This window comes from Helicobacter cetorum MIT 99-5656, assembly GCF_000259275.1.
GTDB lineage: Bacteria > Campylobacterota > Campylobacteria > Campylobacterales > Helicobacteraceae > Helicobacter > Helicobacter cetorum.
This window is the reverse complement of the sequence record NC_017735.1, coordinates 1,301,075-1,325,646: the sequence shown is the minus strand read 5'-3', so window position 1 is coordinate 1,325,646 and position 24,572 is coordinate 1,301,075. Positions and strand designations below refer to the sequence as shown.

The window sequence follows — 24,572 nt, the reverse complement described above, 5'->3', positions numbered from 1 at the left end:
ACATGCTGTTTTCAAAACTCTTTGCTCCAACTCTCAAAGAACCCCCTAAAGATGCCGTGTTAAAAAGTCATAAGCACTTAGCACAAGCCGGGTATATCCATCAAATTGGAAGTGGGGTGTATAATCTTTTGCCTTTAGCCAAAAAAGTGGTGAATAAAATAGAAAAAATCACGCATAAGCGCATGCAAGAGCATGGGGTGCAAGAATTATTGATGAGTTTTGTTGTTCCGGCAAGTTTATGGGAAAAATCAGGGCGTTTGGATAAATATGGTAAAGAATTATTGGTTTTCAAAGACAGAAAAGACAATGATTTTGTTTTAAGCCCCACTTTAGAAGAGAATATTACTGAAATTGCTTCTAATTTCATTAAAAGTTACAAGCAATTACCTATCCATCTTTACCAAATCCACACTAAATTTCGTGATGAAATCCGCCCACGCTTTGGGCTTGTGAGAGCGAGAGAATTTATTATGAAAGACGGCTATAGCTTTCATGAAAATATTGAGAGTTTGGATAAAGAGTTTTTAAACACAGAAAGTGCGTATAAAGAAATTTTAAGTGATTTGGGGTTAGATTTTCGCATTGTAGAGGCTGATAGTGGGGCGATTGGTGGGAATAAAAGTAAAGAATTTGTCGTTCTTACAGAATGTGGGGAAGACACGATTGTGGTGTGTCAAAATTGTGATTACGCGGCTAATATTGAAATCGCTAAACGCTCCAAAAGACTAGAGCCTTTAAATGTGCCAAAAGCAAATTTCGCTAAGTTTCCTACCCCTAATATTACAAGTATTGAAAGTGTAGCTGAGTTCTTTAAAATAGAGCCATACTTTGTGTTAAAAGCGGTTGTTAAAAAAGTCATTCATAAAGACAAAGAAACTTTAGCATGCTTTTTTACTAGGGGTGATGACAATTTAGAAGAGACAAAAGCCCTAAACGCTTTGAATGCTTTAGGAGCGAGTGCTTTAGAATTAGTAGATGCGAGTAAAGATGATTTAGAGAAAGCGGGGCTAGTAGCTGGCTTTGTAGGGCCTTATGGTTTGAAAAAGCATGTTTCTTGCATTGTTTTTGATGAAGATTTAAAAGATTGTGATTGCTTAATTGCTGGGGCTAATGAAAAAGATTTTCATGTAGTGGGTGTGAATTTAGAAGAGTTTGAAAACCTTGTTTATGCGGATATTATCCAAGTCAAAGAGAGTGATAATTGCCCTTGTTGTAAGGGGGCATTGAGGTATCATAAGAGTTTGGAAGTGGGGCATATTTTTAAACTAGGGCAAGGGTATGCTAAAAGCTTGAAAGCAAGTTTCTTGGATAAGAATGGCAAAGAGCAATTTTTTGAAATGGGTTGCTATGGGATAGGCATTAGCAGGTTACTCAGTGCGATTTTAGAGCAAAAGAGCGATGATTTAGGTTGTGTATGGACAAAAAATACCGCCCCCTTTGATGTGGTTATCGTGGTTTCTAATTTGAAAGACGAGTCTCAAAAACAGCTCGCTTTTGAAGTGTATGAAAGATTGCTTAAAAAAGGTGTTGATGTTTTACTAGACGATAGAGATGTGCGTTTTGGGGCAAAAATGAGAGATTTTGAGCTTATTGGGGAGCGCTTTGCTCTCATTATTGGGAAGCAAACTTTAGAGAGTAAGAAATTTGAATGTATCAAACGCTCTAATTTAGAAAAACAAATGCTTAAAGACACTGAGTTAGAAGATAAAATTTTAGAAATGCTAGAGAGTGAGTAGGGGGTTAATAAAATGGAAAAATTATTGATTGGCTCTAGGGGGAGCGAACTCGCTTTATGGCAAGCGAATTACATTAAACAACGCCTAAAAACAGAATGCTCTATAGAAAGCGAGATTAAAATTGTTAAGACTAAGGGTGATAAGATTTTAGACACGCCTTTAAATAAGATTGGGGGTAAGGGACTATTCACTAAGGAATTAGAAGAATTGCTATTAAGTGGGGAAATTGATTTAGCGGTGCATTCTTTAAAAGATGTGCCGGTAGTGTTTGAAAACGAATTAGACTTAGCATGCATTACTAAAAGAGCTGATGTGAGAGACACTTTTTTAAGCGTTAAATATCCTAATTTGTTGAGCTTGCCTAAGGGGGCAAAAGTTGGCACCACTTCTTTAAGACGCTCTATGCAACTCAAATTTAAACGCAAGGATTTAGACACAGAGAGCTTAAGGGGGAATGTCCAAACTCGTTTGAAAAAGCTTGAGTTGGGCGTATTTGACGCTATTATTTTAGCTGAAGCGGGGTTGCAACGCTTAGAAATTAAAGGGGCAAATTATCGTAAAGCTTTTAGTGTCAATGAAATGATTCCTAGCATGGGACAAGGGGCGTTAGGGGTAGAAATGCTAAAAAGCCACAAGCATTTTTCAACGCTTCAAAAACTCAATGATGAAAAAACTGCGTTTTGCTGTCATTTAGAAAGGGAGTTTGTCAAAGCCCTTAATGGGGGGTGTCAAATTCCTATAGGCGTGCATGCAAGCCTAATTGATGATGAAGTCAAAATCCAAGCGATTTTAGGCTTGCCTAATGGAGAGCAAGTCATTTCTAAAGAAAAGCAAGGGGATAAGGCTAAGGCTTTTATGTTAGTTAAAGAGCTTTTAGAAGAGTTTATAGCTAGTGGGGCTAGAGAGATTTTAGACAAGGCTCAGTTATTTTAATGCGTTTTATCATAATGTTAGCAATAGGTTTGTTAAGCCTAGAGGCTAAGGAAGCAGATTTTATCTCAGATTTAGAATATGGTTTGGCTCTTTATAAAAACCCTAGGGGTATCTCTTGTGTGAAATGTCATGGGTTTAAAGGAGAAAAACAAAAAATCACTTCCTATTATGAAAAAGATGAAGAAAAAGTCCTTTATGCCCCTAAAATCAATGATTTAGATTTTAAAACTTTCAAAGATGCTCTATATTTAGGCAAGGGCATGATGCCTAAATACAATCTTAATTTAGAAGAAGTGCAAGCGATTTATCTCTACATCACTTCTATGGGGCGTAAAAAAACTTCTACAGCTAAGTGAGTTTTAGGGGCTAGGGACTATAGAAGTTGTGTTACGCCTTTTATTTTAGGTTTTTATGTTAGAATTAAAGCTTATTTTCATTAGATGAAATTTATTTTATTTAACGCCCTAAGAGTTAAAAATTTGTAAAAGAAGGCAACGATGAATTGGAACAAGATTTTAAAGATAGTATTTTGCATGTTATTTTTAGGGGAGCTGAGTGCGGAATGGACAAAAAGAGACAATAGCTCTTTAGGTATAGGTGAGAGAGCCTATAAAGAAGGGAATTATTCTAAAGCTACTTCTAATTTCAAAAGAGCATGCAGTGAAGGTGTGAGTGAGGGTTGTGTGCAGCTAGGCGTGATTTATGAAAATGGTCAAGGCACTAGGATAGATTATAAGAAAGCCTTAGAATATTATAGAACCGCATGCCAGGCTGATGATAGGCAGGGGTGCTTTGGTGTGGGGTCGCTTTATGATGAGGGCTTAGGGGTAGATCAAAATTATCAAAAAGCTATTGACGCTTACGCTAAGGCATGTGTTTTAAAACACCCTAAGAGTTGCTATAGCTTGGGCATTATTTATGACAGAAAGATTAGGGGAAATTTCGCCCAAGCGGTTACCTACTATCAAAAAAGCTGTAATTTTGATGTTGCTAAGGGGTGCTATGTTTTGGGGGTTGCTTATGAAAGGGGTTCATTGGAAGTCAAGCAAAGCAACCATAAAGCGGTTATTTACTATCTGAAGGCTTGCAGGTTAAATGACGGACAGGCTTGTCGTGCTTTAGGAAGCTTGTTTGAAAATGGCGATGCAGGACTTGATGAAGATTTTGAAGTGGCGTTTGACTACTTGCAAAAAGCTTGTGGGTTGAATAACCCCGATGGCTGTGCGAGTTTAGGCTCTATGTATATGTTGGGTAGGTATGTGAAAAAAGACTCTCATAAAGCCTTTGACTATTTCAGACAAGCATGTGAAATGGGGAGCGGAGTCAGTTGCTCTAGAATGGGCTTTATGTATGCTCAAGGGGATACCATTAAAAAAGACTTGAGAAAGGCTTTTGATAATTACGAAAGGGGCTGTGATATGGGCGATGAGAAGGGCTGTTTTGCTCTAGCTAGCATGTATTACACTAACATGAAAGACAAAGAAAACGCTATAAGGGTTTATGATAAGGGTTGTAAATTAGGCATGCAACAGGCATGCGAGAATGTTACAAAGCTTAGGGGATATTAGTTTTTGTATTGGGGGTTTCAATAATAACATGAGATGTGTATTCAAATTGTCGTTTCTAAAATATAGGCTTTAAGAGTTTTCTTTGTTTTAAAGAAAGATTAATTTTTATTTTTATTTGAAAATGGTTTTTAAGAAGTTTTATCAGGGTTTTTAGCTTAAATTTTAATGGTTCTTATGGCTCGCTTGTTGCGTGCTTTTAAGCCCCAAAATAATTGGAGTTTTTAAAATTCAAGAGAAGTTTTGAGACTTCTTCTTTGTGTAATGTCTTTTAGAAAGCAACTTTGATTAAAATTTAATTTGGGTTTGTTTTAGAAAAATCTTTTTTGTAAAACTCAGCTGTTTTAAATCTTTCTTTCTAAAATAGCGTGTGAAAGCATTGTGGTTTCTAGCTAATTTTCTCATATTTAAAGGCAACTTTAATCAATAAAAATTAGAGTGAATAATAAATTTAAAACACCCACCCATAATTAAAAAACACATTAAAATCATTCGCTTTTTCATTCAAACTAATAGCAGCGTTATAAACACTACTATTAGAAACGATACTAACCTTTCTCTCTATTAAAGGCACACTAATACCTACAGAATACTTAGAATGCTTGTAACGATAATTCAATCCTGTAGTCGCATCTACATTCTTAGCTCTTTGAACTTGATTGAACACATGATAACCATTATACAAACCCCTTACACCAACAAACATGCCAAAAGAAGAAGAAAAGCTTTTCTTCTTGCTATCCTTTGAAGCTTTAGTATAAGTAGTAACAAAATCTAATAATAAATCTGTGCCTATTCCTAAACTCAATTGCTGGATTTTTTCATTATTAGCTTTAGCATAATTGTATTTGACAATACCATAATAAGCTAACCCTATAAAATTATTAAAGTAATGCTGATAACCCATTTTAAAGTTAAACCCTAGCATAGGGGTTTTAAAGTTTTTTGAAACATCATTAGTTATTGTTTGAGCTGAAGCAACCAGAAAACTTTGTTTGAGTGTGCTAAGCATAGAATTGGCTAAATCTGAAGTGTTTAAACTAGCATGGAGTTTATAATCCTTTTGACTACCCAAATCAGCATAATCTATTGGCAGAGCGTTTTGATTGATGAGTTGTTGCCACACAGCCATAGTCAATCCGGTAAAGCCTGCTGGGACATTAGCACAATTAGGATAGACTGAACCTTGAAAATCACCTGGATATGTGGGCTGACCCTTATGACCAAACCTAGAACACACATCATAAGGAATACCATCAGAATCGCCTGTGCCATCAGGTTTTGGCACTCTTTGATAAGTCATGTTTCCATTATGGCTGTAGTGTTTGGTGTGGCTAAATTCGTGCAAAATGGTTCTCAAAGCGGTTAAATTAATATGTTTATAACCAGCACCAAAAAGTGTTTTAGGGTCTAATGCCCAAGCAACAACGCCCAATTTTCCCCAAGTAACTTGCCCTAATCCTATGCCATCTACCCCAGCATTATTTAAGACTGAAACTTCAAGGTGCATAGTACTTCTAAAATCGGCTATAACTTTTTCAGGGGAAACCACATCTTTTTGAAACTTGGATTCAACTTGTCCATTCTTGCCAGGAGCCACACAATCTGATGCTTTAAAATGGCAATCTCCAGGATGCCAACTATTCACGAAATCAAAGGGAGCGTTTTTTATATTTTCTTGCCATGATTTTGAATCTAAAACCGCATACATATTTAGAAGTAAATTAGTAAATTCCTCAGCGGTTTTTGCATTAAAGGGTGAATAACATGTATTATGACCTGCTTGCGTATGGTATTGACAAGAATCAAAAGTAGGCGGAGACTTATATTCTACCACCAAATCCGTCGTCATGGTATCTAACACTTTAAACAATCTCTGTGTATTAACATCTGAAAACTTTGTGCTAGAAACTTCAAAACTTTGATAAGTAGCATTAGGAGTAATATCTTTGAAATTATCAAATAGTTTTTCGGGGATAACGATTTTGGCTTGCTTAGGAATGGTCTCTATCATGCCCAAATCAATGAGTTTGCCTTGACTATCTTTAAACGAAAGCTTAACATTGTTTAAATTATAAGGCAGAAAATTTTCTACAACCAAATTAGCACCACTCACGCTCACCTTAACCGGATGCAAAGATGAAAATTGTAATTGTGATATAGCTTGGGCGTTACCAAATAAATTAGTTGCTCCTTTTAAAATCGTGTTTAAAGGCAAGTAATCTTCATAGACATTCTTACCGGTCGTTACTTTTTCTTCTCTAATTTCTGTGCCTTGTAAAAGCCCGGTTTCAAATCCCCCTTCTATGAAAAAGCCGCTTTTATCCCAACAAAGCGAAAAACTCCGTCCTTTAGGGCGGAGATGTAAGCGTCAATAGCCGTTAGGCTATTTTTTAGTGTCATTTAACCTAAAAACAAAAGGTTAGCAAATCTAATGTGGTGTTTCTTGCTCTTGGATATATTGCTTAATGATTTCTAAAGGAGCACCCCCACAGCTTCCAGCAAAATAACTAGGCGACCATAAATGATTGCCCCACAAAGTAGCTTTAACATTTTTAAAATTTTGTTGTCTAACCAAACGACTACTAACACCCTTTAAAGAATTAACTAACCTACTAACACTAACTTTTGGTGGATAATTGATAAGTAAATGCACATGGTCGCTTTCCCCATCAAATTCTACTAACTCGCTTTCAAAGTCTTTGCATACCTTAGCAAATACAGAACCTAAAAAGTCTATAACTTCTTTGTTGAATGCTTTACGCCTATATTTAGTTACAAATACTAAATGCACATGCATTAAAAAAACACAATGTCTGCCATGTCTAATATTATCAATTTGTTTCATAGACCAAGTTTAACTAAATTATGCTAAAATCTTTCTATGAAAGTAAATAAGGGCTTTAAATTTCGTTTGTATCCTACCAAAGAGCAACAGACCAAATTACAACACTCTTTTTTTGTCTATAACCAAGCCTATAACATTTGCTTAAATCTACAACAAGAGCAATACGAAAAAAACAAAGATTTACCCACTAAACAAAGAAAATGGCAAAAATCAAGCGAATTAGATAGTGCGATTAAGCACCATTTAAAAGCTAGGAATTTAAGTTTTAGTAGTGTAGTCGCTCAACAATCACGCATGAATGCAGAAAGAGCCTTAAGAGATGCCTTTAAAGTCAAAAATAGGGGCTTTCCTAAATTTAAAAACTCTAAATTTGCTAAACAAAGTTTTACTTGGAATAATCAAGGCTTTTCTATCAAAGACTTTAACGAACGCTTTAAGATGTTTAACTTAATGAAAATGCCCTTAAAAATGCGTATGCATAGAGACTTACCCCTTAATGCTAAGATTAAACAAATCGTAGTCTCTTGCTCTCATCAAAAATATTTTGTTAGTTTTAGCATAGAATACGAAAAAGAGCTTAACACTATTAAAGAGCCTAGAAATTGTGTCGGTGTGGACTTAAATATCTATGATATAGCTTTAAGCGTTGATTTAAAAGAATATGAAAAACTAACCGACCTAGAACAATACCAAAAAGACATGAAAGAACTAGGTTTAAAAGTAGATGAAAATATCAATCTAAAACGACTTATTCCTACTTATTCTAAACTACATTCTTTTAAAAAATACTCTAAAGAATTTAAAAGACTACAAAGAAAACAAAGCCGTAGGGTTTTAAAATCTAAACAAAATAAAATCAAACTAGGAGGTAATTTTTACAAAACTCAAAAAAAATTAAACAAAGCCTTTGATAAATCAAGCTATCAAAAACTAGACAGATACCATAAAATCACAAGCGAACTTTCAAAGCAATTTGAATTGATAGTAGTTGAAGACTTACAAATTAAGAACATGACCAAAAGAGCCAAACTCAAAAATGTTAAACAAAAGAGTGGGCTTAATAAGTCTATACTAAATACTTCATTCTATCAAATCATCTCTTTTTTAGACTACAAACAACAGCATAATGGCAAATTGTTAGTGAAAGCTCCCCCACAATATACGAGTAAAACTTGTCATAGTTGTGGGCAAATCAACCACGAGCTTAAATTAAATCATAGAGAATATCTGTGTCAAAATTGCGGATATATAGAGCATAGAGATATAAACGCCGCAAGTAATATTTTAAGCAAAGGGTTAAGTCTTCTTGGGTTAGGAAATAGCCTTGCAGACTTTAAAGAGCAAAGCCTTTCGTATTAGCATTCAGTAGGGTGCTTTAGTTAGGAAGCTCCTCGCTTTAGCGAGGGGTGTTTCACATAACTATCACAGAGCCAGCCGTGAAATCGCTAAGAAGAAGCAAATTATATTAAGCGAGGGCTTTTTTGATGTAATGGCATATGAATTTTTTAATTATAATTTTGCAGTTTGTTGTTTAGGGACTGCTTTTACTAAAGAGCATCTATTTTTACTAAAAAAACAAAATGTTGAAATATGTTTTTCACTAGATAACGACAAGGCAGGCATGGATGCAAGTATAAGGGCAATAGAATTGTGCCTAAATTATGGTTTTACAAATATTAGCGTTATTAAGATTAAAGACAAGAGCTACAAAGACATGGGCGAGTTTTTAGAAAAGAATAAAAAACCCCTTTTAACAAAAACGCATGCATTTAAATTCTATTGTGCCTATTTGCTAAGAAGTGAATTAAACACAGAGCAAAAAGATATTAATTACAAACGGATATTAAAAAACATTAACCCATTAAGCCCCTTTATGACCCTTAAAATCCCTTTAAAAAGCTATTGCAAAGTATAATAGCCTTCTTTGCACAATCAACTTAACACAATTTAATCAAGGAAAACCAAAGATTACTAAATAAAATAAATTTTTAAAACACACCAAACAATTAGATTTCATTTTAACAAGTTTGTTTAACCCCTTAGAAGCCCATGAAAAAAAGTGGCTTTTTTATAGAAGAGGGGTTTGAAACCAGGTTTTTAGAAGCCCAAGAGATTAAAACAATTGCCTAAAATAGTTGAAAAAGTTAGGCCAAAAAGAGTGAAGGATACTGACATACCCCAAAAACCATTCTAAATCATGCGAGCGATTTATTACACTAACTTTTGACCTCACTCAAATTTTTAACAGCACTTCTATAGGCTTTATGCAGAAAAGCTAAAAATTCTCTTGTATAAGTATGACTAAAGGTTATAATCATGATGAAAACATGACTTATGAAAATGTGCCTAGTGGGGGCAACCATAATGTTTGTTCTCACTTTAATCCCTACCCCACAAAGCTTCAAAACGCCATTTATTCCAATTGTGCTAGTATTCTGACCGGTTTTACTGAGATTAGTGTCACTGTGTGGGACAAACTCATGCAACAAATCTTATTGAATCATCTCCAAGATGCCCTATTATAAACCCATAATACAAACCACAAAGACTTCTATTTTCGCTAATAAAATCTCTAAGCAATCTCTTGCCATGCTAGAGGTAAATTTTAAGGTGGGTTATCGGTAATGCCCCAATAATGCTATCGGTCTAGCTTATTGTGGCTTAATCACTTACGGTTATTCTAGGGGCATAAATCATTTAGACTATATTTCTCAGCTAGGGTTAGGGGCGGATTTGTTGCTAAATTTTTTCACTTCATATGCCAAAAAGAGAATAAACTATCCACTAAATTAGAAAAATAAATTTGAATCTTCTTTTGGCGTGTTTTCTAGTCTAAGGGGTATGCATAATTATAAAAGTTCATAATCTATGAACTAAAAAAGCTAATTTTACGATATAATCACTTTTTTAAATTTCAATTACCAATTAGGAGGTCGTTATGGCTTTAAATTTGGAGAAAAAACAAGAAATCATTAAGGCGTTTGCTACTAAAGAAAATGATACTGGTTCTTGTGAGGTTCAAGTAGCGTTGTTGAGTGAGAGAATCAAATCTTTAACAGAGCATTTGAAAGCTAATCCTAAAGACCATTCAAGTCGCCTAGGGCTTTTAAAGTTAGTCGCTCAAAGACGCAATTTATTGAAGTATATTAAACGCACAGAGCATGCACGCTACATGGTTTTGATTGAAAAGCTAGGCATTAAAGACAGATAGAGTTCTCAAGATTTATGGTGGATTCACATTGAAAGAGCGTTTAAGGGTATTATTCAATGCAGACTATGTTTTTACCCTGATTTTTGCCCTTTTCTTTCTCACTTCATTTAAAAAGCCCCTAACACAAGTCTTATTGATAGTTTTGGTGGTGTTTTTATTATTAAAATGCTATTTGCAGGCGTCTTTAAAAGAGACTTTTAGAATCAATAACTTGAAAAAAATGCCCTTTAAATGGCTTTCTGTGGCTTTTTTGGGTGTGTTTTTAAGTGTCTTTCCTAACATGTTTAGCATGTATGATAGTCAAACCTTTCGCTACAATTTGTTTGCACTAAACATGTCTTTAACCTATATTCTTGGAACGCTATGTTTGGTTTTTGCAAGTCGTTTAAAAATCAAGCTCAATCAAAAAATCATTTTTTACAGCATGTGCGTAGCAAACTTTTTTAATGGCTTGTTGTCTTTAGTGCAGAAGTTTTATTTCAACATGCCTAGAGTACAAGGTTTTAGCACGGTTAAAGAGTATGTTGTATTGGTGAGTGTGTCAATTTTGGGTTGTTATGTTTATGCTCTTTATTCACAAGATAAAAAAGAAAAGTTTTATTTCACACTCTCTATTTTTGTAGGGTTTCTAGTTGTTATTTTTAGTGCTACAAGAAGTGCTTTAATCGCCTTTAGTGCTACTTTTTTAATCCTTTCATGTTTTGTTTTATATTTTCAAAAATCTCTTAAACAACTGATTTATATGGGCTTTGTGACTCTTGTTTTAAGCGGTTTATATACACAAAGTGGCATTTTAGAAAAAAAAGGAGCTATAGAGCAGTCTAGAGTTCAAAGTCAAAGCTTTGAAGCGGATTTAAAACGCTATGCAAAAAAAGATGCTGATAGTAGTATAGGATGGCGGTTAGAACGCTGGAAGGAAGCCTTAACTATCCTTAAACTACGCCCTTTATTTGGAATGGCAGCGAGTGAAAAGTGTCAGCGATTAGATGAAATTCTATCTTTATCGCATTCATACAGACAAAAAGAATTGATTTTATGTATTGAAAGATATGATAATCAGCTTATTCATATTCTAGCGACTAGAGGTATTATAGGGCTTATTATATTTATAGCATTTTGTATTATTCTAATTAAAATATTTTGGAATGGTTTAAGACAAAACGCTTTAATATCCTTTTTTATATTGAGCGTTCTAACTTTTTACTTAATTTATGGCATAGGATTTGACCCTTTTGACTTTTTTATTACAGGAAGTTTTTTTGTAGGAATGGTTGTTATGGGAGTCTTTTTAAGGGCAAATTCTAAAGTCTAATCTCTTTTGGCTAGGGGATAAAAACCTAGAACTTATGGTATAATGCCCCCTAAATATACTTTAATCTAAGGAGAGATAATGAAAATTTTAGTTATTCAAGGTCCTAATCTTAACATGCTAGGACATCGCGACCCTAGACTTTATGGTATGGTAACTTTAGACCAAATCCATGAAATCATGCAAACTTTTGTCAAGCAGAGTAACTTAGATGTGGAGTTGGAGTTTTTCCAAACGAATTTTGAGGGTGAAATCATTGATAAAATCCAAGAGAGCGTGGGTAGTGATTATGAAGGCATTATCATTAATCCTGGAGCGTTTAGCCACACTTCTATTGCGATTGCTGATGCGATTATGTTGGCAGGAAAACCTGTGATTGAAGTGCATTTGACTAATATTCAGGCTAGAGAAGAATTTAGAAAAAATTCTTACACCGGAGCAGCTTGTGGGGGCGTAATTATGGGGTTCGGTCCGCTTGGTTACAACATGGCTTTAATGGCAATGGTAAATATTCTAGCAGAAATGAAAGCTTTCCAAGAAGCCCAACAAAATAACCCTAACAATAATTCAGTCAATAACCAGTAACATAGCAAAAGGGGTTGTTATGAGAGAGTTAGCAAGAGATTCGCATTTCACACTCAATGAAAATGCGATGTTTTTTGAATGTGCATATAGTTGTGACAATGCCTTATTTTTGCGATTAGATGAGCGTGCATTCTTTATTACTGATTCTCGCTATACCCAAGAAGCTAAGGAAAGCATTCAATCTAAGAATGGTATCTTAGCTGAAGTAATAGAAACAAGTGATTTGGTGCAAGGTGCTATTGATTTAATCCTAAAAAGCTCTGTTAAAAAACTCTTTTTTGATCCAAATCAAGTGAATCTACAAACTTATAGGCGTTTGGATTCAGCAATAGGCACTAAGATTACCTTAGAAGGTGTGCCTAATTATCATCGTCAAAAACGCATTATTAAAAGCGAACATGAAATCAAACTTCTCAAAAAGTCTCAAGCGTTGAATGTTGAAGCTTTTGAGAATTTTGCTGAATATGTGAAGACAATTTTTAGTCAGGAAAGGTTGTTGAGCGAGCAGTTTTTACAGCACAAGGTAAAGGATTTTTTAACTAGAGATGGTCTTTATAATCTGAGTTTTGAACCCATTTTAGCGTTGAATGCTAATGCAAGCAAGCCCCATGCTTTGCCTAGTGCTAAGGATTTTTTAAAAGCAACTGATAGCGTTCTTTTGGATATGGGTATCAAATATGAGCGTTATTGCTCTGATAGAACTCGAACGGCTTTTTTTGACCCCATAAATTTCTCTTTCAAAAGAGAGCAGAGCTTCAAGGACAAAGAGCACCAAAAGATTTATGATGTTGTTAAAAAAGCTCAAGAAAGGGCAATTTCTGGCATTAGAGCAGGTATGACGGGTAAGGAAGCTGATAGTTTGGCTAGGGGAGTGATTGTTGAATGTGGTTATGGTGAGTATTTTACTCATAGCACAGGGCATGGCATTGGATTAGATATTCATGAGCTTCCTTATATTTCTTCACGAAGCGAGACTATCCTAGAAGAGGGTATGGTCTTTTCTGTAGAACCTGGGATTTATATTCCGGGGTTTTTTGGGGTGCGTATTGAAGATTTGGTAGTGATTAAAAATTCTAAGGCCGAAATTCTCTAATGCATAAGATTCTTTTGACACATTTTTTTCCGAGTGCTTCTAAGAGTGGGGTGTGTTTTTCTAATAGGGTTGTGTTAGGGATTGGGGGCAATATAAAAAGTCCGCTAAAAACTTTAGAGCGATGCTACTTGTGGTTGAAAAATCATAGTGGCATAGGAAGACTTTTAACTTCTCCTATCTATTTGAACCCACCCTTTGGCTATACTCAGCAACCCACTTTTTATAATGCTACGATTGTGCTTAGGACATATTTGAGTTTGCGTGAATTTTTTGCTTTAGTTTTTTATATAGAAAGGCGTTTTGGTCGCAAAAGAAAGCGTGATTTTAAGGACGCTCCAAGGACTTTGGATATTGATATTCTTGCCTTTAATAAGGTGGTGTTGAATCAAGCTTATTTGACCTTGCCCCATCCTAAGTGGCATGAGAGAGAGTCCGTGTTAGTGCCTTTAGCCTTACAGCAAATCCTTTTTAAAAATGGGGAATTAAAGTGAAATTCTATACCTATAGCGGAGAGACAGCAGCTGAAGCTTTAAAAATTGCTCAAAGTCATCACGGAGTAGATGCGTTAGTGTTTAAAACTCAAGAAATTCGTAAAAAAACGCTCACTTCTGCAGGACTTTATGAAATTGTTGTGGCGGTTGAAGAAGAGATAGAAGATGAGTCCATCAAAGCTCCCCTTATTCCAGAGAGTTTGTATGATGAAGAGTTGAGCGAAGAAGATGTGGTTATGCAGCTTTCAAGCACTGTGGAAGAAATGCGTAAGCTTGCTGGAGTTTCGTTTAATAATAAAATTTCAAGAAATAAGACCATTCAAGAAAAAGATGCTCTATTAGATGACATGGCTTTAGAAACGAGTAAAGAAGATAGTTTTTTAAAAACCTTAAAGAGTGAAACTAAGATTAAAAAAGAAAAAGACGCACAGCAAGAAGAAATTAAAGATATTAATGTGCAACTGAGTAAAATAACAGATAGTTTGAAGTTGATTCAAAACATGTTTTGGGATGAGAAGAATCCTAACTCCGTTAATATTCCCCAAGAGTTCGCTGAAATTTATAAAATAGCCAAACAAAGTGGAATGCGTCCGAGCCATTTAGATGAAATCATGCAATTGAGTTTAGAACTGATGCCTTTACGCATGCGAGAAAATTCTGTAACGGTTAAACGCTATTTTAGAGAAGTGCTACGGAAAATGATACTATGCCGCCCTGAAGATTTGAGTTTGAGAGAGAAACGAATTTTAATGCTTGTAGGGCCTACGGGCGTAGGCAAAACAACCACTTTAGCCAAACTGGCCGCACGCTATTCTAAGATGTTAGATAAAAAATATAAGGTAGGCATTATTACTTTAGATAATTATCGTATCGGAGCCCTAGAGCAATTGAGTTGGTATGCTAATAAAATGAAGATGAGTATAGAAACCGTTATTGATGCAAAGGATTTTGCTAAAGAAATTGAAGCTTTGGAGTATTGTGATTTCATTTTAGTAGACACCACAGGGCATTCGCAATACGATAAAGAAAAGATTGCTAGTTTGAAGGAATTTGTAGATGGGGGCTATAATATTGATGTGTCCTTAGTGCTTTCAGTTACCACTAAATATGAAGACATGAAAGATATTTATGATTCTTTTGGAGTGCTAGGGATTGACACCTTAATCTTTACCAAATTAGATGAGAGTAGGGGATTGGGGAATTTGTTCTCGCTTGTGCATGAGAGCCAAAAGCCCATTAGCTATCTTTCTGTTGGACAAGAAGTGCCTATGGATTTGAGAGTTGCAACTAATGAATATTTAGTGGATTGTATGTTAGATGGTTTCACTAACCCTAACAAGGAACATGCATGAGTAATCAGGCGAGCCGTTTAGACAGCTTTATCAATGTCAAAGCCTCTAAGAGTTTTTTTAATAATAGGGGAAATACAAAGTTTATTGCCATAACAAGTGGTAAGGGGGGAGTGGGAAAATCTAATATTAGTGCTAATTTAGCCTATTCTTTGTATAAGAAAGGTTATAAGGTAGGGGTGTTTGATGCAGATATTGGTTTAGCGAATTTAGATGTAATCTTTGGGGTAAAAACTTATAAGAATATTTTGCACGCTCTCAAAGGTGAAGCTAAATTGCAAGAAATTATTTGCGAGATTGAACCGGGACTTTGTCTCATTCCTGGGGATAGTGGCGAAGAAATTTTAAAATATATTAGTGGCACAGAAGCCTTAGATAAATTTGTAGATGATGAAGGGGTTTTAAGCTCCTTAGATTATATCGTTATTGATACAGGAGCTGGGATTGGAGCCACTACGCAAGCGTTTTTAAATGCGAGCGATTGTGTGGTGGTGGTTACCACACCTGACCCATCAGCCATCACTGATGCGTATGCATGCATAAAAATTAATGCTAAGAATAAAAATGAATTGTTTCTTATCACAAACATGGTGGCACAGCCTAAAGAAGGCAAGGCAACTTATGATAGGTTGCTTAAGGTAGCTAAAAGCAATATTGTTTCATTACAACTGCATTACTTAGGAGCGATAGAGAACAGCTCTTTATTGAAACGCTACATTAGGGAGCGAAAGATTTTGCGAAAAATTGCCCCTAATGATTTGTTTTCGCAATCTATTGACCAAATAGCTGGTATTTTAGTTTCTAAACTAGAGACAGGCATTTTAGAAACACCAAAAGAAGATTTTAAAAGCTTTTTTAAGAGACTTTTGAAATATTTGGGATAGGCTTGGAATGAAGATACAAAACTTTATACACTTTTCTGTTGTAGTGGGATTTTTCTTGGGGTTAGTGTTTTCTGTGTTGAAATTTAATCAACCTGAGAGTATTTTATTATGGACGGTGGTATCGACGCTTGGTTCTTACTTGATTGTGCTTTTATTTGCGTCTGTTTTTATTGCTTGCACGGATTTAGATATTTGTCTTTTTGATAAGAAAGGCACAGAAGAGCGACTACTTCGTTTTAATCATGAGTTCAAAAGCCGAGAAAAAGAAGTTACAGGCATTTTAAATTACATTAGAAGTTATGATTTTGATGATGGACAATGAAATGCAACATTTACAAGAGACTCCTAAGGAAAAAAGCGTAGAAAAAGTTTTGAACGCCTATGATAAGCAACAACACCACAATCAAGATGCACTAGCTGTTCAGTATTTACCAGCGGTGCGTGCTATGGCGTTTCGCTTGAAAGAGCGCTTGCCTAGTTCTATTGATTTTAACGACCTAGTCTCTGTCGGCACTGAAGAATTAATTAAATTAGCTAGGCGTTATGAGAGTGCGTTAAACGACTCTTTTTGGGGGTATGCAAAAACTCGTGTCAATGGAGCGATGTTAGATTATTTACGCTCTTTAGATGTGATTTCTCGCTCTAGTAGGAAATTGATTAAAAATATTGATAATGAGACAACCAAGTATCTTAATGAGCATGGAAAAGAGCCTAGTGATGAGTATTTAGCACAGGTTTTGGGTGAAAGCATTGAAAAAATTAGAGAAGCTAAAGTAGCTTCTGATATTTACGCTTTAGTGCCTATAGATGAGCAATTTAATGCGATTGAGCAAGACCAAATCACTAAAAAAATTGAAGTAGAAGAGTTGTTAGAGCATGTCCAAAAAGTGTTGAGTCAAATGAGTGAGCGAGAGCAAACCCTTATCCAGCTCTATTACTTTGAAGAGTTGAATTTGAGTGAGATTAAAGAGATTTTAGGTATTACAGAATCACGCATTTCTCAAATTATCAAAGAAGTGATTAAAAAAGTGCGTAAATCCTTAGGAGCAAGCCATGGCTGATATTTTAAGCCAAGAAGAAATTGATGCGCTTTTAGAAGTCGTTGATGAAAATGTAGATATTCAGAATGTCCAAAAAAAAGATATTATTCCCCAACGCAGTGTAACTCTTTATGATTTTAAACGCCCTAATCGTGTGAGCAAGGAGCAACTACGCTCTTTTAGAAGTATCCATGACAAAATGGCTAGGAATCTCTCTAGTCAAATTTCTTCTATCATGCGCTCTATTGTAGAAATTCAGCTTCATAGCGTTGACCAAATGACTTATGGCGAATTTTTAATGAGCTTGCCTAGTCCTACAAGCTTTAATGTCTTTTCTATGAAGCCTATGGGCGGAACTGGGGTTTTAGAAATTAATCCTAGCATTGCTTTTCCTATGATTGACAGATTACTAGGGGGCAAGGGAAGTGCGTATGAGCAAAATAGGGAGTTTAGCGATATTGAATTGAATTTGCTAGATACGATTTTGCGCCAAGTGATGCAAATTTTGAAAGAAGTTTGGTTGCCTGTAGTAGAGATGTTTCCTACTATTGATGCTAAAGAATCTAGTGCAAATGTGGTTCAAATCGTGGCTCAAAATGAAATTGCGATTATGGTGGTCTTAGAAATTATTATCGGACATAGTCGTGGCATGATGAATATTTGCTACCCAGTTATCTCTATTGAGAGTATTCTTTCTAAAATGGGGAGTAGGGATTTAATGCTTTCAGAAACTAACTCTAAAAAGAGCCGTAATAAAGAATTGCAAGCCTTACTAAGTGGGGTGAGTGTGGATATGATGGTGTTTTTAGGTGCGATAGATTTGAGCTTGAAAGAAGTGTTAGATTTAGATGTGGGGGATACCATTCGCTTGAATAAGGTAGCCAATGATGAAGTGAGCGTGTTCGTGCATAAGAAAAAGCGTTATTTAGCGAGTGTAGGGTTTCAAGGGTATAGAAAAACCATTCAAATTAAGGAAGTGATTTATGGTGAAAAAGAGCGGACTAAAGAAATTTTAGAAATGTTAGAAGAACAGCGTAGGGGTAAAGTGGGCGATATTATGAAGACAGAAGAAGAGTAAGAAATGCAAGATTTTATTAAGATTTTTATCCAAGAGATTATTTCTACCTTAGAAGGATTAGTGGGTAAGGCTCCGAGCGTAGAATTAAAAAAAGAAGTGGCTACTGATGAAGAAGCTTGGGAAAGTTTGGCGAATGTGCCTTATGCAAGGGTAGTTATTAGTGCAGTAAGCGAGAGTGAGAGCCATATTGAATTATTAGCTCCAGCAAGTTTGGTTACTTCATTGAGTGATTTAATGCTAGGGGGTGATGGGGCTAGTAAAGAAGATTTGGATAATGATGATTTAGATGCGTTTAAAGAAATGGCTTCTAATATTTTTGGAGCGATTGCTACAAGCTTGAAGTCTCAAGAATTGCTTCCTAAATTAAACTTTACGACAACAAGTGCTGAGATTTCTAATGAGCTTCCTAAAAAAGAAGATTATGCTAAGGCTATTGTGCTTTCTTTCAAGATGGAAGCTTTTGAAGAAAGCCAAATGATTCTCTTGACAACCACCGCTTTTAGCCATCAATTTGAAGCCACTTCTTCGCCCACAGAAACCCCACAAAACTCAGCAAGTGTTTCAGAGTCTATAGAAGCTCAAAAGCATGAAGTGGCATTAGACAATACAGAAATCCGCAACATTAGCATGCTTTTAGATGTGAAATTGAATGTCAAAGTGCGTATCGGTCAAAAAAAGATGATTTTAAAAGATGTGGTTTCTATGGATATCGGAAGTGTGGTAGAGCTTGACCAGCTGGTGAATGACCCTTTAGAGATTCTAGTAGATGACAAAGTAATTGCTAAGGGCGAAGTGGTAATTGTGGATGGGAATTTTGGCATACAAATCACAGATATTGGGACCAAAAAAGAACGTTTAGAACAATTGAAAAATTAAATCATTTTATAGTAAAGAAGGAAGGAAAATGGCAATTGTTGGTGCATTGGGTTCGCTAGGGCATTTGTTTAAGAAAACGCAAGAATTAGAAATTTTGCATGGGTATTTAAAAAATGCTTTACAAAAAGATAGTGAAATTTGTCAAAGGATTTTAAGTCTTGCTCAAAATAAAGAACATCGGGTTCATTTAGGGCATGGCATGTTTAGTATAGAACAGAGCTATTGCTTAGAGCATGCTAGAGAGAGCGAGAAGGGCTTTTTTGAAAGCCACGAGCAATATGTGGATTTTCAGTTAATCATTCAAGGGACTGAAGGAGCTAAGGTGCTAGATAGAAGCCAAGCCACTCTTAAAACGCCTTATGATGAAAAGAAAGACTTAATCGTTTATGAGCCAGCTTGTGAAACTTCTTTTCTGTGTTTGACAAAGGGTATGTTAGCTATCTTTTTTGAGAATGATGTGCATGCGTTAAGATTTTATGACAAGTCTTTTGAGAGACGCATGACAGAAGCGATTTTTAAGGTGGTAGTTAAGGTGCCTAAAGGGCTAATCAAGTTTAAGCTATAGTATATTATGGTTACAATCATAATTTTCTTAGCCTTTTTTGGCTTTTTAGGGGCTGTGGAGCTGTCTGGAATCTATCAAACTCAGGCGTTTTTACACATGAAAAGTTCTTATGTGGAATTTTTCAAATACAAGGGCAAATTTTATGCTTATGGTATTTCTAATGTAGATGGCTCTAGTGCCAGAAAAGACAAATATAACCCTAACCCAGAACTAAGGAATCGTAGCGATAAGGGCGTGGTGTTTTTGAGCGGTTTGGTCAAAAAGGGCGATAGGTCTTATAAAGATGGAAAAGCTTATAATTTTTATGATGGCAAGACTTACTATGTCAAGGTAACTCAAAATTCAAAGGGGGATTTGGAATTTACCCCAAGCTATGACAAATGGGGGTATGTAGGCAAAACCTTCATTTGGAAACGCATGAGCAATGAACAAGTTAAAGCCCTAAAACTCAAGCGTTTTAACTTGAATGAAGTCCTTAAAACCATTCAAGCTAGTCCTTGATTTAACCTTCCTTTTCTTGGCATTCTTTACACCATACAAATAATTTCATGTCATGGCTAATGAGTTTGGCTTCATGCTTTTTAGCGACTTCGTTTTGGCGGTGTTCAATTTCAGGGTCGGCAAATTCAATGATCTTACCGCAATGCAAACAAATGATATGATCATGATGTTCTTTAGCCGCAATTTCATAACGCCGTCCGCTTTTTGAAGTCTCTAAAACACAGATAAAATTTTCTTTTTCTAGGAAATTTAAAATGCGATACACTGAGGAAATGCTTGTATTTTTATCCTTTTGGCGGATACAATGTGTGATTTCTTCAGGGCTTAGGTGCGTGCCACTACGATATAAAACGCTCACGACTTCTTCTCGTTGCTTAGAATTTTTTAGTCCATTCTTTTTGATAGACATTCTCAAACGCTCTAAAATGGATTCCAAAGTTTCTAATCTTTTCATGGTTAAATATTTCCTTTGTATATAAAATGATTTTCATAACGACAATATTATAACATATAATAATGAGATGAAAACTAAATAAAACTCATTATTATTTAAATTTGATAAGAAATGTTAATTTTTATCCAGCTAAGCGAGTCAAACAGACTTTATTTTCTCTAACCATTCTTTCAAGGTTTTTTCAAACCCTATGCCTTGAGAACAAACAAATTCTAAGGGTTTTTCTAAATAGTCTTGTTTCACATAGCCATTATAATCGTGTGGGTAAAGATAATCTTTGGCATTAGGTAGTAGGTGCTTAGGAATAGGATAAAGCCCCCCTTTTTTAATACAATCTAGGGCTTTGTTTATGGCTTTATAAGCCGTGTTAGACTTAGGCGAACAAGCCAAATAAATCACGCATTGACTCAAAATAATGCGAGCTTCTGGATAGCCGATTTGTTTGACTGAAAATAAGCATGAAGTGGCTAGATTAAGGGCGTTTGGATTAGCGTTGCCTATGTCTTCACTCGCAAAAATAACAAGCCTTCTTGCGATAAATTCAGGATTTTCTCCGCCAGCAATTAGGCGTGCTAGATAGTATAAAGAAGCGTTTTCATCGCTTCCCCTTAAAGACTTGATTAACGCACTGATAAGATTATAATGGGTATCATCGCTGCAGGCTCCGTCATTTAGACTATGGGGGCGTAAGGATTTTAGGGTTTCTAAAGTGATAGGATTTTCTATTTTGGCACTCAAATCTAAGAGATTCAATAACGCTCTAGCATCACCGGCACTGTTATTTAAAAGATAAACTTTAGCGCTAGGTTCTATTTGTTTGTCTAGCAATTTTAAGGCTTTAGAGCAAAGTTTTTCTAATTCGCTATTTTTTAGGGGGGTTAATTCAAAAATGAAACTTCTTGAACGAATGGCATGGCTTAGGCTGTAGTTAGGGTCTTGTGTGCTAGCCCCTAAGATGAGAGCAAAATCTTTCTCCATAATGGGGAGTAAAAATTCTTGCTGGGTTTTATTCAATCTGTGGGTTTCATCAATAAAAACAATCGGTTTTAAAAGGGCATTTTGGTAATTTTTGAGTTTAAGACGCAAATCATCAAGCTTAAAATCGGTCGCATTAAACGAGAGAATAGGGCGTTCTAAAGTGTGAGCGATGATTTGAGCCAAGCTTGTTTTACCCACGCCTGGTGGGCCATAGAAAAAGGCATGCGGAAAGTGTTTTGAGCGTAAGGCTTTAAATAGGGGGGTATCTCTTCCTATTAAATGCTCTTGCCCTAAAAAATCTTCTAGGCTTTTTGGGTTTAAAAGAGAAGTCAAGCTCATTTTTTAAATAAAATCAATTCATAAGAATCAGTAGGGGTATTTAAATTTTTCATTAAGGTTGTGTTATCTTTAGAGCGTTTGTGAAGAGCGTTTTGCAATTCTTTATTGAGATTATCTAATTCGTCTAATTTTTCTTTCAAGCGTAAAATAATATCTACGCCCGCTAGATTAACCCCCATATCTCTTGTAAGGCGTAAAATAGTCTTAATTTTATCCATGTCTCGTTGAGAATACAGACGCATTTTTCCACCGGTTCTGTTAGGCTCTATCAAACCTTCTTTTTCATATTGCCGCAAGGTTTGAGGATGCACATCTAGGATTTTAGCTACAACACTGATTAAATAAAGCGGTTCATCATAATCACACATAGCATATCCCTTATAATTCCTTTTCTAATAACGCTCTTAATTCATCAGATAGCTCTTCAACTTTAGGTAAGATTAAACGAGCTTGTAAATACAAATCTCCTGTATGCGAAGTTTTTCTGTTTTTAACCCCTTGGGCTTTAACACGGAATTTTTGCATAGCCTTTGTGTTAGGTGGAATGGTTAAAGTTAGGGTTTTATGCCAAGCCACAATTTCAATTTTACCCCCAAAAAGAGCCATTTTTAAGGGTAAGTCAAAGATTTGAATAATATCATCTTTTTCACGCCTATAAATTTCATCTTCTTCAACATGGATTTGTAGGAGCAAATCACCCCTAGTCATTCGCCCCATTTTCCCTTTATTACGCACCCTAATTTTTTCGCCTTCTTCTACGCCGATAGGAATTTTAATGTTAAAGGTCTCATTATTGATAATGACTTGCTTTTTATTACCTAAAAGGGTGTCTAGGACAGACACATTTAAAGTGGTGGTAATGTCTAAATTTTCAGGGGCGAAATTAGAAAAACCAAAACTAGAAAAGCCCTGTGCGTTTTGAGAAAATCCTTGTGAAAAGCCCCCCCTTCCAAAAATAGAGCTTAAAATATCATCTAAATTTTCACTAGAGCCACGGCTTCTAGCAAAATCACTAAAGTGTTGTCCGCCAAACATATTGTCTCCAAACTGGTCGTATTGACGGCGTTTTTCTTCATCGCTTAAGATTTCATAAGCGGCGTTGATTTCTTTAAATTTTTCTTCGGCTTCTTTGGTCTTATTCAAATCAGGATGGTATTGTCTAGCTAAACGGCGATAAGATTTTTTGATTTCATCTTGGCTGGCGTTTTCGCTCACATTTAAAGTCTGGTATAAACTCTTACTCATGGATACTTACCTTATAAAATAGTTTTATTAGAATAAATGCTATCATAAATCTTTAGCGTTAGTCAATCAAGTTAGTTGATAATTTCATGTGATTTGAGCTTGAATGAGTGGAAAACTTGTCGTTTTTTGTTTGGTTTCAGCACAATTAAATTGAATTTTAATTAGAATATTTTGATTAAATGAAAACACATTAACGAATGATTTGGGGTTTTATTAGAGTTTGCTTGATGCGATACAAGATGTGGTATAGGAAAGAAAAGAATCAGTGCTATAGCCTGGTGTTATGGGGGTTATTGTTGGGGCTTTACCCCTTAAAGGCTTTGGAGATTTCAGTTAGCCCCTTTGGGTATCTAGGGTTATTATACAATCAAGGCATGCAAAGAAATCCGCATAGTTATGTGGGGGCTTTGACACGCCTTGGAGTGGATTTTTCTTATAACAATGGATGGTCATTTGGCATTGGAGCTATCGGTGCTTGGAATGTTTATAACAAACAGCGTTTGGCAAACATTTATATCGGTTTAGGCAATTTTTTAGGTAGCTCTAAAAATGTTAAACCCTATCTAAGTGCTGGCGATGTTTCAGATGCTTATCTCAAATACACCACTCAGCGTTTTAAAGTGGCTTTAGGGCGATTTGATACGGATTTTGTGGATTTTGATTGGATAGGGGGCAATATTCAAGGGGCATCTGTAGTCATAGAGCAAAATTCTATGCGTTATTTTGGAATTTTTATGGATAGTATGCTTTATAATGGGCATCAAGTCAATAAAGAACAGGGCAATCGTATCGCTACCACTTTAAACACTCTGGCATCCTATAATCCTGTGTCTAAACGCTTGTATGTAGGCGGAGAAGTGTTTGCACTAGGCACAGAATACAAGAAAGAAAATTTTAAATTCAGTCCTTTTGTTTTGATAGACACTCGTTTACCTATGCCTACTGAAAATGTTCTAGTTCAAGTGGGGGGTAAGTTTGAATATGCTACTTCTATCGCTAAAGGTTTTACTTTGCACACTTTAGCACAGGGCATGTATCAATATGGCAACACCAACGCCACTACAAGTGCTAAAAACACCGGCTTGTTTATGATAGACCAAACTTTTAAATACGGAATTTTTAATTTCGGAATGGGTTTTTATATGGTTCCTGCACCAAATAATAAGGGTTATTTATGGACTTTTAATGATAGGACAAAATTCTATGGTCGTGGGATTAACGCACCGGGTGTGCCAGCCATTTATTTTGCTAATTCCAGTATTTCAGGTTATGTTTTTGGTGGGCTTAAGACTAATAAGATGCGTTTAGATGTGATGATAGCCTTTGGAAATTATCAAGAGTATTCTTTGATGAGTAGTTACAGGATTTGGACTTATAAGAGCTTGGATTTTGAAGCGGGTGGGGGGTATGTATATGCCCACAATTCTAAAGCCACTAAAAAGAGTTTTGGAAATAGTTCCTTTATCGTTTTTGGAAAATTTTCGTTTTAAAT

27 protein-coding genes are annotated in these 24,572 nt (G+C 35.6%); 21 read left to right on the top strand and 6 right to left on the bottom strand.

Annotated features, from left to right (window positions below; genetic code table 11):
- The first annotated feature begins 2 nt into the window (after positions 1–2).
- The 4 genes from proS to HCD_RS06225 all read left to right on the top strand — a co-directional run bounded on the left by proS (position 3) and on the right by HCD_RS06225 (position 4,237).
- Complete coding sequence (proS, locus tag HCD_RS06240; RefSeq protein WP_014659730.1) at positions 3–1,736, top strand: proline--tRNA ligase; 1,734 nt, start codon at positions 3–5, stop codon at positions 1,734–1,736.
- Positions 1,737–1,748: 12 nt separating this feature from the next.
- Positions 1,749–2,669 (top strand): hydroxymethylbilane synthase, encoded by a 921-nt coding sequence (hemC, locus tag HCD_RS06235; RefSeq protein WP_014659729.1) that lies wholly within the window; start codon positions 1,749–1,751, stop codon positions 2,667–2,669.
- Positions 2,669–3,025 carry a c-type cytochrome gene (locus HCD_RS06230; RefSeq protein WP_014659728.1) on the top strand — a complete coding sequence of 119 codons (357 nt, stop codon included), beginning with the start codon at positions 2,669–2,671 and terminating at the stop codon, positions 3,023–3,025. Before hemC ends, HCD_RS06230 begins: the two co-directional genes overlap by 1 nt.
- A 141-nt stretch (positions 3,026–3,166) precedes the next feature.
- Positions 3,167–4,237, top strand: coding sequence for a tetratricopeptide repeat protein (locus HCD_RS06225; protein WP_014659727.1), 1,071 nt, complete (start codon positions 3,167–3,169; stop codon positions 4,235–4,237).
- Positions 4,238–4,685: 448 nt separating this feature from the next.
- On the opposite strand, the gene HCD_RS06220 is transcribed toward HCD_RS06225, so the two are convergent.
- Positions 4,686–6,542, bottom strand: coding sequence for a porin family protein (locus tag HCD_RS06220; protein ID WP_050854964.1), 1,857 nt, complete (start codon positions 6,540–6,542; stop codon positions 4,686–4,688).
- Between the two features lie 123 nt (positions 6,543–6,665).
- Positions 6,666–7,082: an IS200/IS605 family transposase gene (gene tnpA, locus HCD_RS06215; protein ID WP_014658764.1), complete on the bottom strand. Its 417-nt coding sequence runs from the start codon at positions 7,080–7,082 to the stop codon at positions 6,666–6,668.
- Between the two features lie 36 nt (positions 7,083–7,118).
- Here tnpA and HCD_RS06210 point away from each other — a divergent pair, with 36 nt between their 5' ends.
- The 16 genes from HCD_RS06210 to HCD_RS06135 all read left to right on the top strand — a co-directional run bounded on the left by HCD_RS06210 (position 7,119) and on the right by HCD_RS06135 (position 20,064).
- Entirely contained in the window at positions 7,119–8,441 is a 1,323-nt protein-coding gene (locus HCD_RS06210; RefSeq protein WP_014658798.1) for an RNA-guided endonuclease InsQ/TnpB family protein, read from the top strand.
- A gap of 82 nt (positions 8,442–8,523) precedes the next feature.
- Positions 8,524–8,997: a toprim domain-containing protein gene (locus tag HCD_RS06205; RefSeq protein WP_338034396.1), complete on the top strand. Its 474-nt coding sequence runs from the start codon at positions 8,524–8,526 to the stop codon at positions 8,995–8,997.
- Positions 8,998–9,379: 382 nt separating this feature from the next.
- Positions 9,380–9,607: a hypothetical protein gene (locus tag HCD_RS06200; RefSeq protein ID WP_014659724.1), complete on the top strand. Its 228-nt coding sequence runs from the start codon at positions 9,380–9,382 to the stop codon at positions 9,605–9,607.
- A 413-nt stretch (positions 9,608–10,020) separates the two neighbouring features.
- The gene (gene rpsO, locus HCD_RS06195; protein WP_014659723.1) at positions 10,021–10,293 is read left to right on the top strand and encodes a 30S ribosomal protein S15; all 273 of its coding nucleotides are present in this window, start codon (positions 10,021–10,023) and stop codon (positions 10,291–10,293) included.
- 28 nt (positions 10,294–10,321) lie between these two features.
- Positions 10,322–11,605, top strand: a complete 1,284-nt coding sequence (locus HCD_RS06190) for an O-antigen ligase family protein (protein WP_014659722.1) — start codon at positions 10,322–10,324, stop codon at positions 11,603–11,605.
- A gap of 78 nt (positions 11,606–11,683) precedes the next feature.
- Positions 11,684–12,187, top strand: coding sequence for a type II 3-dehydroquinate dehydratase (gene aroQ / locus HCD_RS06185; RefSeq protein WP_014659721.1), 504 nt, complete (start codon positions 11,684–11,686; stop codon positions 12,185–12,187).
- 19 nt (positions 12,188–12,206) lie between these two features.
- On the top strand, positions 12,207–13,280 hold the full coding sequence (locus HCD_RS06180) for an aminopeptidase (protein WP_014659720.1): 1,074 nt from the start codon (positions 12,207–12,209) through the stop codon (positions 13,278–13,280).
- On the top strand, positions 13,280–13,771 hold the full coding sequence (gene folK / locus HCD_RS06175; RefSeq protein ID WP_014659719.1) for a 2-amino-4-hydroxy-6-hydroxymethyldihydropteridine diphosphokinase: 492 nt from the start codon (positions 13,280–13,282) through the stop codon (positions 13,769–13,771). Before HCD_RS06180 ends, folK begins: the two co-directional genes overlap by 1 nt.
- Complete coding sequence (flhF, locus tag HCD_RS06170) at positions 13,768–15,123, top strand: flagellar biosynthesis protein FlhF (RefSeq protein ID WP_014659718.1); 1,356 nt, start codon at positions 13,768–13,770, stop codon at positions 15,121–15,123. Before folK ends, flhF begins: the two co-directional genes overlap by 4 nt.
- A complete protein-coding gene (gene ylxH, locus HCD_RS06165) occupies positions 15,120–16,004 on the top strand; it encodes a flagellum site-determining protein YlxH (protein WP_014659717.1) in 885 nt (294 codons plus the stop codon). Before flhF ends, ylxH begins: the two co-directional genes overlap by 4 nt.
- 7 nt (positions 16,005–16,011) lie before the next feature.
- Entirely contained in the window at positions 16,012–16,326 is a 315-nt protein-coding gene (locus HCD_RS06160) for a hypothetical protein (protein ID WP_014659716.1), read from the top strand.
- On the top strand, positions 16,304–17,065 hold the full coding sequence (locus HCD_RS06155; protein ID WP_014659715.1) for an RNA polymerase sigma factor FliA: 762 nt from the start codon (positions 16,304–16,306) through the stop codon (positions 17,063–17,065). Before HCD_RS06160 ends, HCD_RS06155 begins: the two co-directional genes overlap by 23 nt.
- Positions 17,058–18,122 carry a flagellar motor switch protein FliM gene (gene fliM, locus HCD_RS06150; protein ID WP_014659714.1) on the top strand — a complete coding sequence of 355 codons (1,065 nt, stop codon included), beginning with the start codon at positions 17,058–17,060 and terminating at the stop codon, positions 18,120–18,122. The genes HCD_RS06155 and fliM overlap by 8 nt, the downstream gene beginning before the upstream one ends.
- Before the next feature lie 3 nt (positions 18,123–18,125).
- Positions 18,126–18,998 (top strand): flagellar motor switch protein FliY, encoded by an 873-nt coding sequence (gene fliY, locus HCD_RS06145; protein ID WP_014659713.1) that lies wholly within the window; start codon positions 18,126–18,128, stop codon positions 18,996–18,998.
- A 28-nt stretch (positions 18,999–19,026) separates the two neighbouring features.
- Positions 19,027–19,563, top strand: a complete 537-nt coding sequence (locus HCD_RS06140) for a YhcH/YjgK/YiaL family protein (protein ID WP_014659712.1) — start codon at positions 19,027–19,029, stop codon at positions 19,561–19,563.
- A gap of 6 nt (positions 19,564–19,569) precedes the next feature.
- Positions 19,570–20,064, top strand: a complete 495-nt coding sequence (locus tag HCD_RS06135; protein WP_014659711.1) for a DUF2147 domain-containing protein — start codon at positions 19,570–19,572, stop codon at positions 20,062–20,064.
- Between the two features lies 1 nt (position 20,065).
- On the opposite strand, the gene fur is transcribed toward HCD_RS06135, so the two are convergent.
- The 4 genes from fur to HCD_RS06115 all read right to left on the bottom strand — a co-directional run bounded on the left by fur (position 20,066) and on the right by HCD_RS06115 (position 23,080).
- Entirely contained in the window at positions 20,066–20,518 is a 453-nt protein-coding gene (gene fur / locus HCD_RS06130; RefSeq protein ID WP_014659710.1) for a ferric iron uptake transcriptional regulator, read from the bottom strand.
- A gap of 138 nt (positions 20,519–20,656) precedes the next feature.
- Positions 20,657–21,835 carry a replication-associated recombination protein A gene (locus HCD_RS06125; RefSeq protein WP_014659709.1) on the bottom strand — a complete coding sequence of 393 codons (1,179 nt, stop codon included), beginning with the start codon at positions 21,833–21,835 and terminating at the stop codon, positions 20,657–20,659.
- Positions 21,832–22,203, bottom strand: coding sequence for a heat shock protein transcriptional repressor HspR (locus tag HCD_RS06120; RefSeq protein WP_014659708.1), 372 nt, complete (start codon positions 22,201–22,203; stop codon positions 21,832–21,834). Before HCD_RS06120 ends, HCD_RS06125 begins: the two co-directional genes overlap by 4 nt.
- A gap of 10 nt (positions 22,204–22,213) precedes the next feature.
- The gene (locus tag HCD_RS06115) at positions 22,214–23,080 is read right to left on the bottom strand and encodes a DnaJ family protein (RefSeq protein WP_014659707.1); all 867 of its coding nucleotides are present in this window, start codon (positions 23,078–23,080) and stop codon (positions 22,214–22,216) included.
- Between the two features lie 239 nt (positions 23,081–23,319).
- Between HCD_RS06115 and HCD_RS06110 the strand changes: the two genes are divergently transcribed.
- Positions 23,320–24,570 carry a hypothetical protein gene (locus tag HCD_RS06110; RefSeq protein WP_041594833.1) on the top strand — a complete coding sequence of 417 codons (1,251 nt, stop codon included), beginning with the start codon at positions 23,320–23,322 and terminating at the stop codon, positions 24,568–24,570.
- Positions 24,571–24,572 lie beyond the last annotated feature (2 nt).